We start from the raw sequence: 13,594 nt of genomic DNA on the forward strand, positions 1-13,594 counted from the left end.
CGGCCGTGGATCACTTCTCGCGCTCATGGGCCGCGCTGCGCGCGGCGGTCGCCGGCCTCCCCGAGCAGGCCTTCGAGCAGCCCTCGGGGTGCACCGGCTGGCTGGTGCGCGACCTGGTGTGTCATCTGGTCATCGACGCGCAGGACGTGCTGATCACCCTGGCCACCCCCGCGTCGACGGAGCCGACCGTCGACGCGGTGACGTACTGGAACGCGGACAGCGAGCCGCCGACCGGCGACGACCCGCTCGACGCGCTGACCGTCCGCCTCGCCGCCGCCTACCAGGACCCGGCGCTGCTCACCTTCCACCTCGACGACGTCGGGGCCGCGGCGGGGCGCGCCGCCGCACTCGCCGACCCGGACGCCCGCGTGAGCACGCAGGGGCACGTCCTCACGGTGGGCGACTACCTCACCGCGTACGTCCTGGAGTGGACGCTGCACCACCTCGACCTGATCGCCCACCTGCCGGACGTGCCGGGCCCGCCCATGGAGGGCCTGGCCCGGGCGCGGACACTCCTCGAGGGGATCGCGGGAGCCGCGTTCCCCACGAAGTGGGCCGACGCGGACGTGCTGCTCGTCGCAACGGGGCGCCGTCCCGCGACCGAGGCGGAACGCGGCGAACTCGGCAGCCTCACAGGGAAAGTGCCGTTCGCCATCGGGTGAGCCGATGGCCGCGGGCTCAGCGGCCCCGACCGGAAGCGGCCTCCCCGAGCCGGTCCAGTACGTACGCGACGTCGGGATGCCCGGCCGTGCCCGCCCGGTACACCGCCCGAACGGTGCGCCGCACGGGGGAGTGCAGCGGATGCAGCGAGACACCCTCCAGGTGGGCCGGCAGGGCGAGTCGGGGCACCAGGGCCACTCCGGCGCCCCGTGCCACCAGGGCCGTCAGGACACCGAAGTCGCTCGCCCGCGCCACCGCTCGCGGCACGAACCCGGCGGCCCCGCAGGCCCGTTGGGTCATCTCGTGGCAAGCGGTGTCGGCGCCGGGCACCAGCCAGGCCTCCTGTGCGAACGCGGCCAGGTCTGCCTTGTCGCCCGGCGCGAGACCGTGCCGGGCCGCCGCCCCGGGATGCAGCGCCAACTCCACCGGTTCGTCGAAGAGATGACGCTGCTCGCAGCCCGGCGGCAGCGGCCGGGGCAGCAGGCTGTACGCGTGCGTGACCGCGATGTCGACCGTCCGCCGCCGCAGCGCCTCGTCGGCGGCGTCCGGCTCGTGCTCGACGAGGTCGAGACGGGGCGCCTGCGCACCGGGCTCCGGCCACACCAGGGGGATCAGCACCCGCGCTGCCGACGGGAACGCCGCGATCCGCACGGCGCCCGGCCGACCCTGCCGCAGCGCCGTCACATCGGCCTGCGCCGCGGCCAGGTCGGCGAGCACCACCTGCGCGTGCTCCACCAGAAGCCGCCCCGCACCGGTGAGCCGCAGCGCCCGGCCGTGCTTCTCCAGGAGCACGAGCCCTGTCTCCTTCTCCAGCGCCGCCAACTGCTGCGAGACCGCGGGCCCCGTCAGATGCAGGGCCTCGGCGGTCGCCGCCACCGTGCCGTGCGTGGCGAACTCCGCGAGCAGCCGCAGCCGCCGAACCTCCAACACCAAAGCCCACCTTTTCAATGGGAGAAGAAAGAGTAACTGGACCTTTCCCATTCTACGGAGCAGGGTCGGGAGGGTGAAGACCGTGACGTTCGACAAGACCTCCCTCGCCCTCGCGGCCACCGTCCTCCTGTGGGCCTCCGCGTTCCCGGCCATCCGCGTCGCCCTCGACGGGTACGGGCCGGCCGCGCTCTCCTTCGTGCGGCTCGCGTCCGCGTCGCTCGTGCTGCTCGCCGTGGCGCCGTTCCTGGGCGTGCGCAGGCCGCGCGGGGCCGACCTGCCGCGCATCCTCGTCGTCGGGGCGTGCGGGATGAGCGCGTACCAACTCCTGCTGAACTGGGGCGAGACGAGGGTGCCCGCGGGCACCGCGAGCCTGATCGTCGCGTCGGTGCCCGCGATCAGCGCGCTGCTCGCCGTCGCGTTCCTGGGGGAGCGGCCGACCTGGCGCACGGTCGCGGGGTCCGGCACGGCGCTCGCCGGCTGCGCGCTGATCGCCTTCGCGGGCGGGGAGACCGGCTACACGGCCGCCGCCTGGGCCGTCATGGGAGCGGCCGTCGTACAGGCCGTCCACCACTTCGCGATCAAGCCGCTGCTGCGACACTGCACCGGTCTCGAGGTGGCCTGCTACGCCATGTGGGCAGGCACCGTGCTGCTGCTCCCGCTGGCACCAGGGGCGTTCGGCGAGCTGGTGCGGGCCCCGGCCGCCGCCACCGTCGCCGCGCTCGGCCTGGGCCTGCTGCCGTCGGCCGCCGGATTCGTGGTGTGGGGCTACGCGGTGGCCCGGCTGACCGTGACGGCGGCGACCGCCGCGCTGTACCTGGTGCCGGGCGTGGCCCTGGTGGTCGCGTACCTGTGGCTGGGGGAGACGCCGACGCCCGTGGAGGTGGTCGGCGGGGTCGTGACGCTCGCGGGTGTCGTACTGCTCGGGCGCCCCGCACCGAAGAGGCGCGGGGCGCACGAGGAGCGGTGTGACGCACCCGCTGACCGTGTCACGCCAACGACAGGAACAGCTTCTCCAGCTCGTCCTCGCTGAGCGGCGGCTGTTCGCCGTCCGCCGCGTTCATGCAGTCCCGCATGCCGGAGGCGATGATCTTGAATCCGGCCCGGTCCAGCGCGCGCGAGACGGCGGCCAGCTGCGTGACCACGTCCTTGCAGTCGCGGCCCGCCTCGATCATCGCGATGACACCGGTCAGCTGCCCCTGCGCGCGGCGCAGCCGCTTCAGGACCGCGTCCATCGCCTCCGGATTGCCCGTGCCGCTCATGAGCGCAGGGCCGCGCGGGCGGTGTCGAGCGCACCCGGCGCGGGCCGGTTGAAGGGGAGCTTGCCGAGCATCACCGCCATGCCGCACGTGTTGCTCACGCCGGAGTAGACGAGGCCGGAGGCGACGCCCGCGGCGAGCAGTCGACCCTTCGGGGCGCGGCGGCCGAGCGCGAGGCCGAGCAGGACCAGCGAACCGGCGGCGAACCGGACCTGGCGGTCCATCGCCCAGACGGCGCGCTCCGGGCGGGCCGCGGTGTCGACCGGCAGCCCCTCGGCGGTCCAGGCCTGCGTGCCGCCGTCGAGCCCGACCGCGTCGACGCCGGCCTCCGCGAGCTTCGCGCAGGCGGCGGCGGAGCGCTGCCCGGCCGCGCACACGACGACGATCCGGCGGCGCGCGGCCGCGTCACGCAGTTCGGGCAGCAGCTCGTCGATGAGCTCCGTGGGCACATTGAGGGCGCCGGGCACGTGCCCCGACGCGTACTCGGCGGGTGCGCGCACATCGAGGACGAGCGTGTCGTCTGCGGCCCTGCCGTGCAGTTCGGCGGGGGCGAGGGTGGTGCTCATGTCTCTCCTGTCTCCCTGGTATACCCCGGAGGGTATCACCGTGTACCCCCGGAGGTATGTGACCCGTCCGTCCGGCCAAAGTCCCACCGAAAGCAGGACAAGGGATGTCGGGATTCCGGGACATGCTCGTGAGAGCGAGCCGCACGGCAACAGAACCGTGAGCCGAGCGGCAGCCACGCCGGACACCTGGAAGCAACGGGAGACGCCCATGCCTGACCACGCCCACCCGCCGACCGCCGACCAACCTCTGCGCGGCAAGATCGCCCTGGTCGCGGGGGCCACCCGCGGCGCCGGCCGCGGCATCGCCGTCGAACTCGGCGCGGCCGGCGCCACGGTCTACGTCACCGGCCGCAGCACCCGCGCCCACCGTTCCGAGTACGACCGCCCGGAGACCATCGAGGACACCGCGGACCTCGTCACGGCCGCCGGCGGCCACGGCATCGCCGTCCCCACCGACCACCTCGAACAGGACCAGGTGCGCGCCCTCGTCGAGCGCATCGACCGCGAACAGGGCCGCCTGGACGTCCTCGTCAACGACATCTGGGGCGGCGAGAACCTCTTCGAATGGGACACACCGGTCTGGGAGCACGACCTCGACAACGGGCTCAGGCTGCACCGGCTGTCCTTCGAGACGCACGCCATCACCAGCCACTACGCGCTGCCGCTGCTGCTGCGCACCCCCGGCGGCCTGGTCGTCGAGGTCACCGACGGCACGGCCGAGTACAACAGCACCAACTACCGCGTGTCCTTCTTCTACGACCTGGCCAAGAGCTCCGTCCTGCGGATGGCGTTCGCCCTCGGCCAGGAACTCGGGTCGCGCGGGGCCACCGCCGTCGCCCTCACCCCCGGCTGGATGCGCTCGGAGATCATGCTCGGCCACTACGACGTCACCGAGGAGAACTGGCAGGACGCGGTGCGGGTCCAGCCGCACTTCGCCATCTCCGAGACGCCCCGCTACACCGGCCGCGCCGTCGCCGCGCTCGCGGCCGACCCGGACGTCGCCCGGTTCAACGGGACTTCCCAGTCCAGCGGCGGCCTCGCCAAGATCTACGGGTTCACCGACCTCGACGGCAGCAGGCCCGACTCCTGGCGCTACCTCGTCGAGGTCCAGGACGCGGGCAAGCCGGCCGACGTCACGGGGTACCGCTGACGGTCGCGGCCGGCCGCTCGGCCCCGTCTGCGAGAATCCACCTCATGACATCGGCCATCGTTCCAGGACAGGTCCTCGGCGACCCCGCCCCGCGCACCGCGACGCGGGAGCCGAGCCGCCCCTGACCCATGTGCTCGCCCGGTGACGACCGCCGGGCCGCCTCCCGCTCCTCGCCCATGTGCGCTTCGTGCCCCGCACGTTCCACTACGAGGAGTTCCCACGGTGACCGTCCTGTCCTGGACCGAACCCGATACCGACACCACCCGCACCGCGCTCTGGCGCGCGCTCGGCGGCGGACGGCCGCCCCGGCGCGTCCTCGTCGCCGACGACCGGACCCGCGCGCGGGAGGCCTACGGCAACGCCTGCGAAGGAACCGCGCTGGTGTGGCGCGGCGACTACCACGGCGCCCGGCAACTGCTGGGCGCCCTCGGCCGCCGCGTCGACAAGGCGCTGCCGCCCGCCGACGGCTTCCACCAGCACCGCCGGAACCGCGCCCACCGCGCCCGCGTCCTCGGCATGCTCCTGGTCGTCCTCGGCCCCGACCACGGCCTCGACCTGCGCCGCGCCCCCGACGTACGCCGTGCCTGCGCCGAGGCCTACGGGCCCGCCCCCGGCACCCCCGGCGTCGTACCGCTGCGCGAACTGCTCGGCGTACTCGGCGCGCACGAGTGGCGCCGCACCGGCGTGCCCGTGGCCGCGCTCGACGGCGACCGCATCCACCCGCACTACGGGGTGTTCGCGCCGGTCAGGGGCGAGTACGTCGACCTGGTCCGCGCGGCGGAGCTGCCCCGAGGCGCGGTCGGCGGCGTCGCCTTCGACCTCGGCACCGGCACGGGCGTGCTCGCCGCCGTCCTCGCCCGGCGAGGCGTCGGCCGGGTCGTCGCGACCGACGCGGCGCCGCGCGCCCTCGCCTGCGCCCGCGACAACGTCGACCGCCTCGGACTCGCGGGCCGGATCGAGGTGAGCGACGCGGGCCTCTGGCCGGCGCGCGGCCGCGCCGCCCTCGTCGTCTGCAACCCGCCGTGGCTCCCGGCGCGCCCCACCTCGCCCCTCGAGGAAGGCGTGTACGACCCCGGCTCACGCATGCTGCGCGGCTTCCTCGACGGGCTCGCGAGCCGCCTCGAACCCGGCGGCGAGGGCTGGCTGATCCTCTCCGACCTGGCCGAACTCCTCGGGCTGCGCGACCGCGACGAGCTGACGAACGCGTTCGCCGCCGCGGGCCTGCGTGTCGCCGGCCGGCTCGACGTCCGGCCGCGCCACCCGCGCTCCCGGGACCGCGCCGATCCGCTGCACGCCGCGCGCGCCGCGGAGACGACGTCGCTGTGGAGATTGGTCCCGACGGGGGAGCCCACCCTGGGTACATGACGGCGCGTCAGGCGTGGCAGGGTAGGACCAGAGGGAAGATATGGGGTAAAGGGGTCAGATCGCACTCGCTCCGACATCCGCTCGACGGAGGTACTCCATGGCCCCTCAGCACCGTCATCGCCGCCGCAATTCGGTGGCCGCGGCCGCCCTGCTGATCACCACGCTCGCGGGGGCGGCACCCGCGGGGGCCGGAGCGGCGGAGGGCAGATCCGCTCCGGCCCCGGGGCAGGAGGCCGCCAAGGGCAGGGGGACCAACCTGCTCGTCGCCGGGCTCGACCGGCGCAGCGGGATGTCCCGCGAGGAGATCCAACGGTTGCACGTCGGCGGCCAGGAGTGCGGCTGCACCGACGTGCTGATGCTCGTGCACATCGCCGCCGACGGCCGCCGCCTCAGCGTCGTCTCCCTGCCCCGCGACTCGTTCGTCCGCTTCGCCCGGCACGACCACCCCACGCACAGCGGGAAGATCAACGGGGCGTACGCGCACGGGGGCCGGGACCTGGCCGTCCGCACGGTCGAACGCTCCACGGGCGTGCGCGTCGACCACTACATGGAGGCCGACTTCCGCGGGTTCGTCGCGGCCGTCGACGACCTGGGCGGCGCCGAGGTGTGCAGCGCCAAGCCGCTGCGGGACGAGAACTCGGGACTCGACCTGGCCGCGGGCACCCACGACGTCGACGGCAAGCACGCCCTGCGCTACGTCCGCGCCCGCCACCTCAACCCGCCCGGCGACCTCGGCCGGGTCCGCCGCCAACAGAAGCTGCTGCTCGGCATGTTGGCGCGGCTCTCCGACGCGCAGGTCTTCAAGGACCCGATGGCGACCGCCCGTACGGCCCGCGCGCTGATGTCGCACGTGCGCACCGACGGCCACACGGACGCGCGTACGCTGATGTCCCTGGCCTGGAAGCTGCGCGACCTCACGCCGCGGCAGACGGAGTTCGCCACCGTGCCCATCTCGAACTTCGACTACCGGGACCCCAAGTGGGGCTCGTCGCTGCTGTGGGACGACAAGCGGGCGAAGCAGATGTTCGGGGCGCTGCGCGCGGACCGGCCGCTCACGTCCACCCGGAAGTCCGGCGGTCCGGTCCCGGTCGGCATGCCGCCCCAGGAGACCAAGGTGCGGGTCGACGACCCGCGCGTCGCCGCCGGGCTGCGCGCGAGCGGCTTCGACGTGACCGAGGCGCCCGCGCCGAGCAGCCGTCCCAGCGGACCCACCGTCGTGACGTACGATCCCGAACGCGCCCGCTTCGCGCCCTCCCTGGCGGCCGCGCTCCCCGGTGCGGAGCTGCGGTCCGTGGCCGGATTCGGCCCGGTCTTCCAGGTGGCCGTCGGCGACGGCGATCGCGGTGTGACGCAAGTGACGTACGACCGCAGCATGGTGGAAGGTGCCCCGGTTACCGGAGACCGGCTGCGCTGCGGGCACCCTTCAGGCAAAAAGGGCTGAAAACCGACCGCTGCGGGGCCACTTGAGGTTCGGTGACGGGAGCGCGACGCTCCGTGTTGCGGTTACGGTTCTGCTGTGGTGATCAACGCGCAAGGCAACAACGAGGCACATTCCACCGAGCCGGGCACGGCGCTGCTCCTCGCGGCCGCGCCCGCCGGCAAGGCGGGCCTCATCGACGCGGTCTCCGTGCTGCCCACGCTCGCGGCGGTGCCGCCGGGCGTGCTCACCGGCACGGCGGCGGCGTCCGTCGTCGAACTCGCGGACCCGCTCGACCCGCAGGCCGTCCTCACCCGGCTGCGCACGGCGGCCGATCAGCCCGGCCCGCTCCACCTGTACGTCGCGGGTCAGCTCCACCTCGACCAGCGCCAGCGCCTGTTGCACCTGGCGCTTGCCCGCACCACCCCGTCGACGCTGCGCTACACGGGGCTGCCGTGGCACTGGCTCACCGGTGAACTCACCCGGCGCCGTCCGCACACCACGACCGTCGTGCTCGACCTCGTCGCCGACGCGGAGGCCTGGAAGCACGTCGGAGCGGGCGGCCTGGGCCTCGGCCACGGCACGAGCCTCTTCGGCCGAGTCCAGCCACCGCCGCCCCGCCGCACCACCCTCACCCCCACCTACCTCCGCGCCTACGCGGACATCTGGCGCACGGGCGCCCGCCCCACCCCACCGGACCTCCACGAAACGGCGGCGTCCCACGCGGGCGGCCCGGCGGACGCGTTGTTCGTGTCGCTGGGGTCGGGGTACGTACCTGCGCCGACGGGGCGGCCCGGAGGGGGCGACGCCCCGGAAACACCAGCGGCGCCGCCCGCAGCGGGTGATCAGGACGCGACTCCTGGTCCGCTCCCGGCCGCGGCCCCGGCCGTCGGTGAGGCACCACGTCAAGGCCCCGCTCCGGTGACGGACCCGTCGCCGATATCGCCGGCGCACCCGACGCCGGGTACGGAACCGGCCCATGCTCCGCCTCTGCAATCCGGCACTACGCCTGCGGAAGTTCCGCCCCTGGACCTGGCTGCGGCACCGGTCTCGGCTTCGGAGGCGATCCCGGCTCCGACCGAGAGTCCGGCTTCGGCCTCGGGCCTGTCTGCGGCACCGGTGTCATCTCCGGCTGCGAGCCCGGCTCCGACCTCGGGCCTGGCTCCGGCACCGGTCTCAGCTTCGGAGGCGATCCCGCCTCCGGCCGCGGCTCAGGTTTCGACCCTAGCTTCGACGCCGAGCCCGGGTTCGGTTCCGGTCTCGGCTCCGAGCCGGGCTTCGGATGGGGTTTCGGCGTCGGCTCCGGCTCCGGCTCCGAGCCCGGATTCGGCTCAGGTTTCGGTCCCGGCCTCGGCTCCGATCTCAACTCCGGTTTCGGCTAGGACTTCGACCTCAGCGTCGGCCCCGGCCCCGGCCTCGACCTCGGCCCCGGCCTCGACCTCGGCCCCGGCCTCGACTCCGGCTCCGAGCCCGGATTCGGCCTCGACTCCGGCTCCGAGCCCGGATTCGGCTCAGGTTTCGGCCCCGGCCTCGGCTTCGATCTCAAGTCCGGTTTCGGCTAGGACTTCGCCCCCAGCTTCGGCGCCTAGCCCGGCCCCGACCTCCGCTCCAGTTCCGACTCCGGCCCCGGCATCGACACCGGCTTCGGTACCCGCTCCCACTCTCGCTCCCGCCCCAACTCCGGCTCCCGTCGCGGACGCGGCTCCGGGGGTCGCACACGCCCCAACTCCGGCCCCCCTCACGGACGCGGCTCCGGGGCCCGGTCCCGCTGCGGGCACGGTTTCGGCTCCGGTCGCGGAACATGCCCATGCGCCCGCCCCCGGCCCTGCCGTGCCGCTCGGCAAAGCTGCGGCGCCCAGCCACGACCCGGCATCCGGCCGGACGTCGGCCCCCGGCCCCGCCGTGCAGCTTGCCAAGGCGCCGGGGCCGAGCCCGGTTGCCCCGCCGCCGCCCCCGGTGGCCGCGCCCGCCGTTCCGCCCATGCCCGCCGCCGCTCCCGCGCAGCCCGCCGAGCCCGACCCGCACGCTCTCTTGCTCGCTGCCGTGCAGGCGGGGCGGCACGGGGAGGCCGCGTCCATCGCTGCCGCGTGGGAAGGGGAGGCGTTGCGGGTGTACGGGATGCGGTCCTCGCAGGTCGTGCACTGGATGGAGGTGCGGGCCGACCTCGCGCGCCTTGCCGACGAACCCGGGCGCAGCTGCGAGTTGTGGATCGCCGTGGCGCACGCCCGGATGGCACGCGGCGAGTCACCCTCCGACGAGGACGTGGAGGCTGCCGTCGACCGCGCCCATCACCAGTTCGAACAGGTCCGTGACCCCGAGAGGGCCCGCGGCCATGCCGCCGGTCTCACCGCCCTGCGGGAACAGGTGCCGGGCCGCCGCCCCGGCGCCCTCGACGCGATCAAGCGCCGCCTCGACGCACTGAGTGATCCGCCCCGGAAGGCCTGACCCCGAGGTCGCTCAACAGGCCCGCCGCACATACCCCTTCGTACCGGCGGGCCGCACGTCCATGTCGCGCAGCACGATCGAGAGCCGGTCGCCCCACGCGCGGCAGGCCCGCTCGAAGTCGGCCTTGCGGTACTCCACGGCGAAGACCCGGTCGTCGTACGCCGACGCGTACTCCCGGCACTCGTCGTGGGCCTGGCACTCCTCCGCCACCGCGAAGTCGAACCCGATGTCGCGGCGCTTCGACAGCAGTTCCGCGGTGTTCTTCTGCCCGACCGCGAGCCCCGCCCCGTGCGAGCGGTCCGCGACGAGCTGGGCGAACGCGACCGCGTCGGCGGAGTCGAGCAGGCCGTCGGAGCGCTGGTAGGAGTCGAGGTTGTCCGGCTCCACGGCCTGGTAGCCGTCGTCGACGCAACCCCGGATCCAGCCGCCGACGATGTTCGCGAGCCGCGCGCGCTTCGTCTTCGTGGAGATGTCGAACAGCGGCTCGTCCCAGTCCTCGTCGACCACCAACTTCCCGTCGTCGTCCCGCAGCAGCAGGTCGTCGTGGTGTGCCCGCCACCACGTCACCGCGTCGGGCTGCGCCTGGAAGGCGTTGACGTAGCAGATGTTGTAGAGCCCGCGGGCGGGCGCGTCCCCGCGGTCCCGCGAAAGGGCCCGCACCCCCGCGGGCGGCTTGTACGCGCCACCGATCTGGTAGTCGAACTGCGCGTCCGGCGTCGGCCGTTGGACCCGCGGGGAGCGGCCCTCGGACTCCGGTGACGAGCACGAGGACACGGCGAACGCGGCGGTCAGGGCGAGGCACAAAGCCGACAGACGTCGGGAAGCCGGACGGAAGATCATCGTCGCAGCCTAGAACGAAAGGCGGGGCCCCTCGCTCACAACGGGCGCCGGAAACACACCCGATCCTGCCCGGGACCGTCGTAGTCCGAGCGCACCGCGACACCGCCCACCTCCCGGTCGCCCGGCTCCACCACGAACCCCAGCGCCCGGTGGAAGGCGATCGACCCGGCGTTCCCGGGCGAGGTGATCGCCCGCACATCCTTCCGCCCCTCTCGCTCCGCCCGCCGAAAGAACTCCTCGTACAGCCCCCGCCCCACACCAGCGCCGCGCAGCGCCGGGTCGACCCCCACGAAGTGGATGTACGCGGAGGTGTCGTCATCGGCGGCGTACAGACCCACCAGGAACGCCCGCACGCCGGACGCGTCCTCCGCGACCAGGCTGGTGCCCGCGAAGAACTGCAGGAACAGGCGGGGGAGCAGCAGCGACAACTCGCGCGCCTCCCGCGGCGTGCGCGAATCGCCCCACCACTCCTGGACGCGTCGTACGAGCACGGGATGGTCGCCCTCGCGGGCTGCGCGCAGCTCGGGCATCAACGTTCCTTTCGCCGGGATCCGCCGCAGACGGGTCGAACGGTCACCAAGCGGTACCAGTCGTGACGCACCTCACGCCCCGCCCCGGCACCGCCGGGAACAACCCTGCCACCCCGTCCGTTGACCAAGACGTGGACACGGATGGAACAGTGTCCCCGGGCCCTACCTATCGCCCGCAGGGAAGATCGTTCGGCTGAAGCCCTGCGGAGCCCCCCGCCGAGAGGCGACCGCCATCCGTGTCCCACCCAAAGCCGCCCCGGCCGTGGTCCCCCGTCACGGCCGGGGCTTCCTCTTTCCCCGACCACTCCCGGCCCAGCGCCTAGAGTGCCGCCATGACGCGCTTCCACGACACCAAGCACCGGCTCGTCACCACGTTCCAGCGCCGCATCGCCAACCCCGTGACCCGGCGCCTGCCGACCCACGTCCTCCTGGAGACGACCGGGCGCACATCGGGGCTCGCGCGCCGCACCCCGGTCGGCGGGCGGCGCGTCGGCGAGGCCTTCTGGCTGGTCTCCGAGTTCGGATTCAAGTCCCAGTACGTGCGCAACATCCAGGCCGACCCCCGGGTCCGCGTCCGCCTGCGCGGCCACTGGCACAGCGGCACCGCGCACCTGCTGCCCGAGGACGACGCCCGCGCCCGCCTCGGATCCCTGCCCCGCCTCAACAGCGCCGCCGTCCGCGGCCTCGGCGTCGACCTGCTGACCATCCGCGTCGACCTGGACCACTGACCCCGACCACCCGCCCGGACCTGGCATGATCGGGGGCATGGCAGAACGTGTGATCGCCGCGTGTGACGGCGCGTCCAAAGGAAATCCCGGACCCGCGGCTTGGGCCTGGGTCGTCGCCGACGGCGATGAGAAGCCCGTGCAGTGGGAGGCCGGCGCGCTCGGCACCGCGACGAACAACGTCGCCGAACTCACCGCCCTGGAGCGGCTGTTGAGTACGGTCGCCGCGGATGTGGCGCTCGAGGTGCGGATGGACTCGCAGTACGCGATGAAGGCGGTCACCACGTGGCTGCCCGGCTGGAAGCGCAAGGGCTGGAAGACCGCGGCGGGCAAGCCGGTCGCCAACCAGGAGCTGGTGCAGCGGATCGACGCGCTGCTCGACGGCCGCGCGGTCGAGTTCAAGTACGTGCCCGCGCACCAGGTCGACGGCGACCCGCTGAACGACTTCGCGGACCGCGCCGCGAGCCAGGCCGCCGTCGCCCAGCAGGACGCGGGCAGCGCGCTCGGCTCTCCCGAGCCGCCGCCGTCCGCCCCGTCCTCCGCCAAGCCGCCGCGCGCGAAGAAGGCGGCGCCCGCCAAGCGGACCTCCTCCGGCTCCTCCTCGCGCACCCTCAAGGCGAAGTTCCCCGGCCGCTGCCGCTGCGGCCGCTCGTACGCCGCGGGTGAGGACATCGCCAAGAACCCCGACGGCTGGGGCCACCCGGAGTGCCGCACGTCGGCCTGACCGCAACCGACACGGAGGGGCCCGGCGCACACCGCGCCGGGCCCCTCCGTGTGCTTTTACCTGCTCATGCACTCACGTGCTCACCCGCACGTAGTCCACCACCAGCTGCTGCGGGAACTGCGTGCTGGAGTCCGGGTCGCCCGGCCAGTCCCCGCCCACGGCCAGGTTCAGAATCAAGAAGAACGGCTTCTCGAAGACCCACTGGTTGCCGCCGACGTCGGCGGGCGTCCGGGTCTGGTACACCGTTCCGTCCACCGACCACGTGATCTTGTTGGGCGTCCAGTCCACCGCGAACGTGTGGAACGCGTCCGCGAACGCCTGGCCGCCGGGCAGCGAGTAGCCCGCGCCGATCCCGCCGGCACCGGAGTAGCCGGGGCCGTGGATGGTGCCGTGGACCGTCGAGGGCTCGAAGCCCACGTTCTCCATGACGTCGATCTCGCCGCAGTTGGGCCAGCCGGCCGAGCCGATGTCACTGCCCAGCATCCAGAACGCGGGCCAGATGCCCTGCCCGCGCGGGATCTTCATCCGGGCCTCGACGTGGCCGTGCGTCGTCTCGAACTTCCCCGACGTGTTGAGGCGCGCCGAGGTGTACTGGCATGTTCCGTACCAGCACTGGTAGTTGGAAGGGTTCTCCTTGCGGGCCGTGATGACCAGGTTGCCCTGGCCGTCGAGAGCGGCGTTGTTGTTGCCGGACGTGTAGTACTGCCGCTCGTGGTTGCTGACGTTGTCTCCGGTCTCGGTCTGCCACTTCGAGCCGTCGACCGCCGAGCCCGCGGGCCCGTCGAAGTCGTCGGAGAAGGTGACCGCCGTGGTGTGCGCGCCGTCTTCGGTGTCGGCGGCGTTCGCCGTCGGCACGAACGCGGCGGCGACGCACAGCAGGGCCGCGGCGCCCAGGGGGAGTCTGCGGCTCAGCGGGCGGAGTGAACTGCGCATGGGGCATCACATCACTTCGGGTAGGGGGTCGTGCCGTCCCGCGGCACGCCAGA

At 73.6% G+C, this 13,594-nt stretch carries 14 protein-coding genes and 1 pseudogene; 8 read left to right on the forward strand and 7 right to left on the reverse strand.

Annotated elements, in window-relative coordinates; translation table 11 throughout:
• Window positions 1–5: 5 nt before the first annotated feature.
• Window positions 6–662: a maleylpyruvate isomerase N-terminal domain-containing protein gene (locus ACZ7L4_RS41935; RefSeq protein WP_472110376.1), complete on the forward strand. Its 657-nt coding sequence runs from the start codon at window positions 6–8 to the stop codon at window positions 660–662.
• Between the two features lie 16 nt (window positions 663–678).
• On the opposite strand, the gene ACZ7L4_RS41940 is transcribed toward ACZ7L4_RS41935, so the two are convergent.
• Window positions 679–1,590, reverse strand: coding sequence for a LysR family transcriptional regulator (locus ACZ7L4_RS41940; protein ID WP_472110378.1), 912 nt, complete (start codon window positions 1,588–1,590; stop codon window positions 679–681).
• An 82-nt stretch (window positions 1,591–1,672) separates the two neighbouring features.
• Here ACZ7L4_RS41940 and ACZ7L4_RS41945 point away from each other — a divergent pair, with 82 nt between their 5' ends.
• Window positions 1,673–2,620, forward strand: coding sequence for a DMT family transporter (locus tag ACZ7L4_RS41945; RefSeq protein WP_472110380.1), 948 nt, complete (start codon window positions 1,673–1,675; stop codon window positions 2,618–2,620).
• Here the strand turns inward: ACZ7L4_RS41945 and ACZ7L4_RS41950 are convergent.
• Together ACZ7L4_RS41950 and ACZ7L4_RS41955 are read right to left on the reverse strand one after the other, a co-directional pair.
• Window positions 2,577–2,849: a metal-sensitive transcriptional regulator gene (locus ACZ7L4_RS41950; RefSeq protein ID WP_326021604.1), complete on the reverse strand. Its 273-nt coding sequence runs from the start codon at window positions 2,847–2,849 to the stop codon at window positions 2,577–2,579. The genes ACZ7L4_RS41945 and ACZ7L4_RS41950 overlap by 44 nt on opposite strands.
• On the reverse strand, window positions 2,846–3,412 hold the full coding sequence (locus ACZ7L4_RS41955; RefSeq protein ID WP_472110382.1) for a rhodanese-like domain-containing protein: 567 nt from the start codon (window positions 3,410–3,412) through the stop codon (window positions 2,846–2,848). The genes ACZ7L4_RS41950 and ACZ7L4_RS41955 overlap by 4 nt, the downstream gene beginning before the upstream one ends.
• A 208-nt stretch (window positions 3,413–3,620) precedes the next feature.
• Here ACZ7L4_RS41955 and ACZ7L4_RS41960 point away from each other — a divergent pair, with 208 nt between their 5' ends.
• The 3 genes from ACZ7L4_RS41960 (at window position 3,621) to ACZ7L4_RS41970 (ending at window position 7,368) form a co-directional block, all read left to right on the forward strand.
• Window positions 3,621–4,562, forward strand: a complete 942-nt coding sequence (locus tag ACZ7L4_RS41960) for an SDR family oxidoreductase (RefSeq protein WP_472110384.1) — start codon at window positions 3,621–3,623, stop codon at window positions 4,560–4,562.
• 222 nt (window positions 4,563–4,784) lie between these two features.
• On the forward strand, window positions 4,785–5,927 hold the full coding sequence (locus ACZ7L4_RS41965; protein ID WP_472110386.1) for a methyltransferase: 1,143 nt from the start codon (window positions 4,785–4,787) through the stop codon (window positions 5,925–5,927).
• 97 nt (window positions 5,928–6,024) lie between these two features.
• Window positions 6,025–7,368 carry an LCP family protein gene (locus tag ACZ7L4_RS41970; protein ID WP_472110388.1) on the forward strand — a complete coding sequence of 448 codons (1,344 nt, stop codon included), beginning with the start codon at window positions 6,025–6,027 and terminating at the stop codon, window positions 7,366–7,368.
• On the opposite strand, the gene ACZ7L4_RS41975 is transcribed toward ACZ7L4_RS41970, so the two are convergent.
• Complete coding sequence (locus ACZ7L4_RS41975) at window positions 7,351–7,923, reverse strand: hypothetical protein (protein ID WP_472110390.1); 573 nt, start codon at window positions 7,921–7,923, stop codon at window positions 7,351–7,353. The genes ACZ7L4_RS41970 and ACZ7L4_RS41975 overlap by 18 nt on opposite strands.
• 1,401 nt (window positions 7,924–9,324) lie before the next feature.
• On the opposite strand from ACZ7L4_RS41975, the gene ACZ7L4_RS41980 reads away from it, so the two are divergent.
• Window positions 9,325–9,789 carry a hypothetical protein gene (locus tag ACZ7L4_RS41980; protein ID WP_472110392.1) on the forward strand — a complete coding sequence of 155 codons (465 nt, stop codon included), beginning with the start codon at window positions 9,325–9,327 and terminating at the stop codon, window positions 9,787–9,789.
• A 12-nt stretch (window positions 9,790–9,801) separates the two neighbouring features.
• Here ACZ7L4_RS41980 and ACZ7L4_RS41985 read toward each other — a convergent pair whose 3' ends face one another.
• Window positions 9,802–10,629: an endo alpha-1,4 polygalactosaminidase gene (locus ACZ7L4_RS41985; protein ID WP_472110394.1), complete on the reverse strand. Its 828-nt coding sequence runs from the start codon at window positions 10,627–10,629 to the stop codon at window positions 9,802–9,804.
• Between the two features lie 35 nt (window positions 10,630–10,664).
• The gene (locus ACZ7L4_RS41990; RefSeq protein WP_472110395.1) at window positions 10,665–11,159 is read right to left on the reverse strand and encodes a GNAT family N-acetyltransferase; all 495 of its coding nucleotides are present in this window, start codon (window positions 11,157–11,159) and stop codon (window positions 10,665–10,667) included.
• A gap of 332 nt (window positions 11,160–11,491) precedes the next feature.
• Between ACZ7L4_RS41990 and ACZ7L4_RS41995 the strand changes: the two genes are divergently transcribed.
• A complete protein-coding gene (locus ACZ7L4_RS41995) occupies window positions 11,492–11,887 on the forward strand; it encodes a nitroreductase/quinone reductase family protein (RefSeq protein ID WP_472110397.1) in 396 nt (131 codons plus the stop codon).
• A 25-nt stretch (window positions 11,888–11,912) separates the two neighbouring features.
• A complete protein-coding gene (locus ACZ7L4_RS42000; RefSeq protein WP_472110399.1) occupies window positions 11,913–12,608 on the forward strand; it encodes a ribonuclease H family protein in 696 nt (231 codons plus the stop codon).
• A gap of 75 nt (window positions 12,609–12,683) precedes the next feature.
• Here ACZ7L4_RS42000 and ACZ7L4_RS42005 read toward each other — a convergent pair.
• Window positions 12,684–13,541 (reverse strand): annotated as a pseudogene (locus tag ACZ7L4_RS42005) (glycoside hydrolase family 16 protein); the annotation flags it as partial.
• Between the last annotated feature and the right edge of the window lie 53 nt (window positions 13,542–13,594).

Source organism: Streptomyces sp. NPDC107575 (assembly GCF_055657265.1).

Bases quoted from the DNA above. Each gene is read 5' to 3' on its own strand.
- ACZ7L4_RS42000 (WP_472110399.1), top strand. From the start codon at position 11,913: ATGATCGGGGGCATGGCAGAACGTGTGATCGCCGCGTGTGACGGCGCG.
- ACZ7L4_RS41960 (WP_472110384.1), top strand. From the start codon at position 3,621: ATGCCTGACCACGCCCACCCGCCGACCGCCGACCAACCTCTGCGCGGC.
- ACZ7L4_RS41955 (WP_472110382.1), bottom strand. From the start codon at position 3,412: ATGAGCACCACCCTCGCCCCCGCCGAACTGCACGGCAGGGCCGCAGAC.
- ACZ7L4_RS41970 (WP_472110388.1), top strand. From the start codon at position 6,025: ATGGCCCCTCAGCACCGTCATCGCCGCCGCAATTCGGTGGCCGCGGCC.
- ACZ7L4_RS41980 (WP_472110392.1), top strand. From the start codon at position 9,325: ATGCCCGCCGCCGCTCCCGCGCAGCCCGCCGAGCCCGACCCGCACGCT.
- ACZ7L4_RS41950 (WP_326021604.1), bottom strand. From the start codon at position 2,849: ATGAGCGGCACGGGCAATCCGGAGGCGATGGACGCGGTCCTGAAGCGG.
- ACZ7L4_RS41985 (WP_472110394.1), bottom strand. From the start codon at position 10,629: ATGATCTTCCGTCCGGCTTCCCGACGTCTGTCGGCTTTGTGCCTCGCC.
- ACZ7L4_RS41990 (WP_472110395.1), bottom strand. From the start codon at position 11,159: ATGCCCGAGCTGCGCGCAGCCCGCGAGGGCGACCATCCCGTGCTCGTA.
- ACZ7L4_RS41995 (WP_472110397.1), top strand. From the start codon at position 11,492: ATGACGCGCTTCCACGACACCAAGCACCGGCTCGTCACCACGTTCCAG.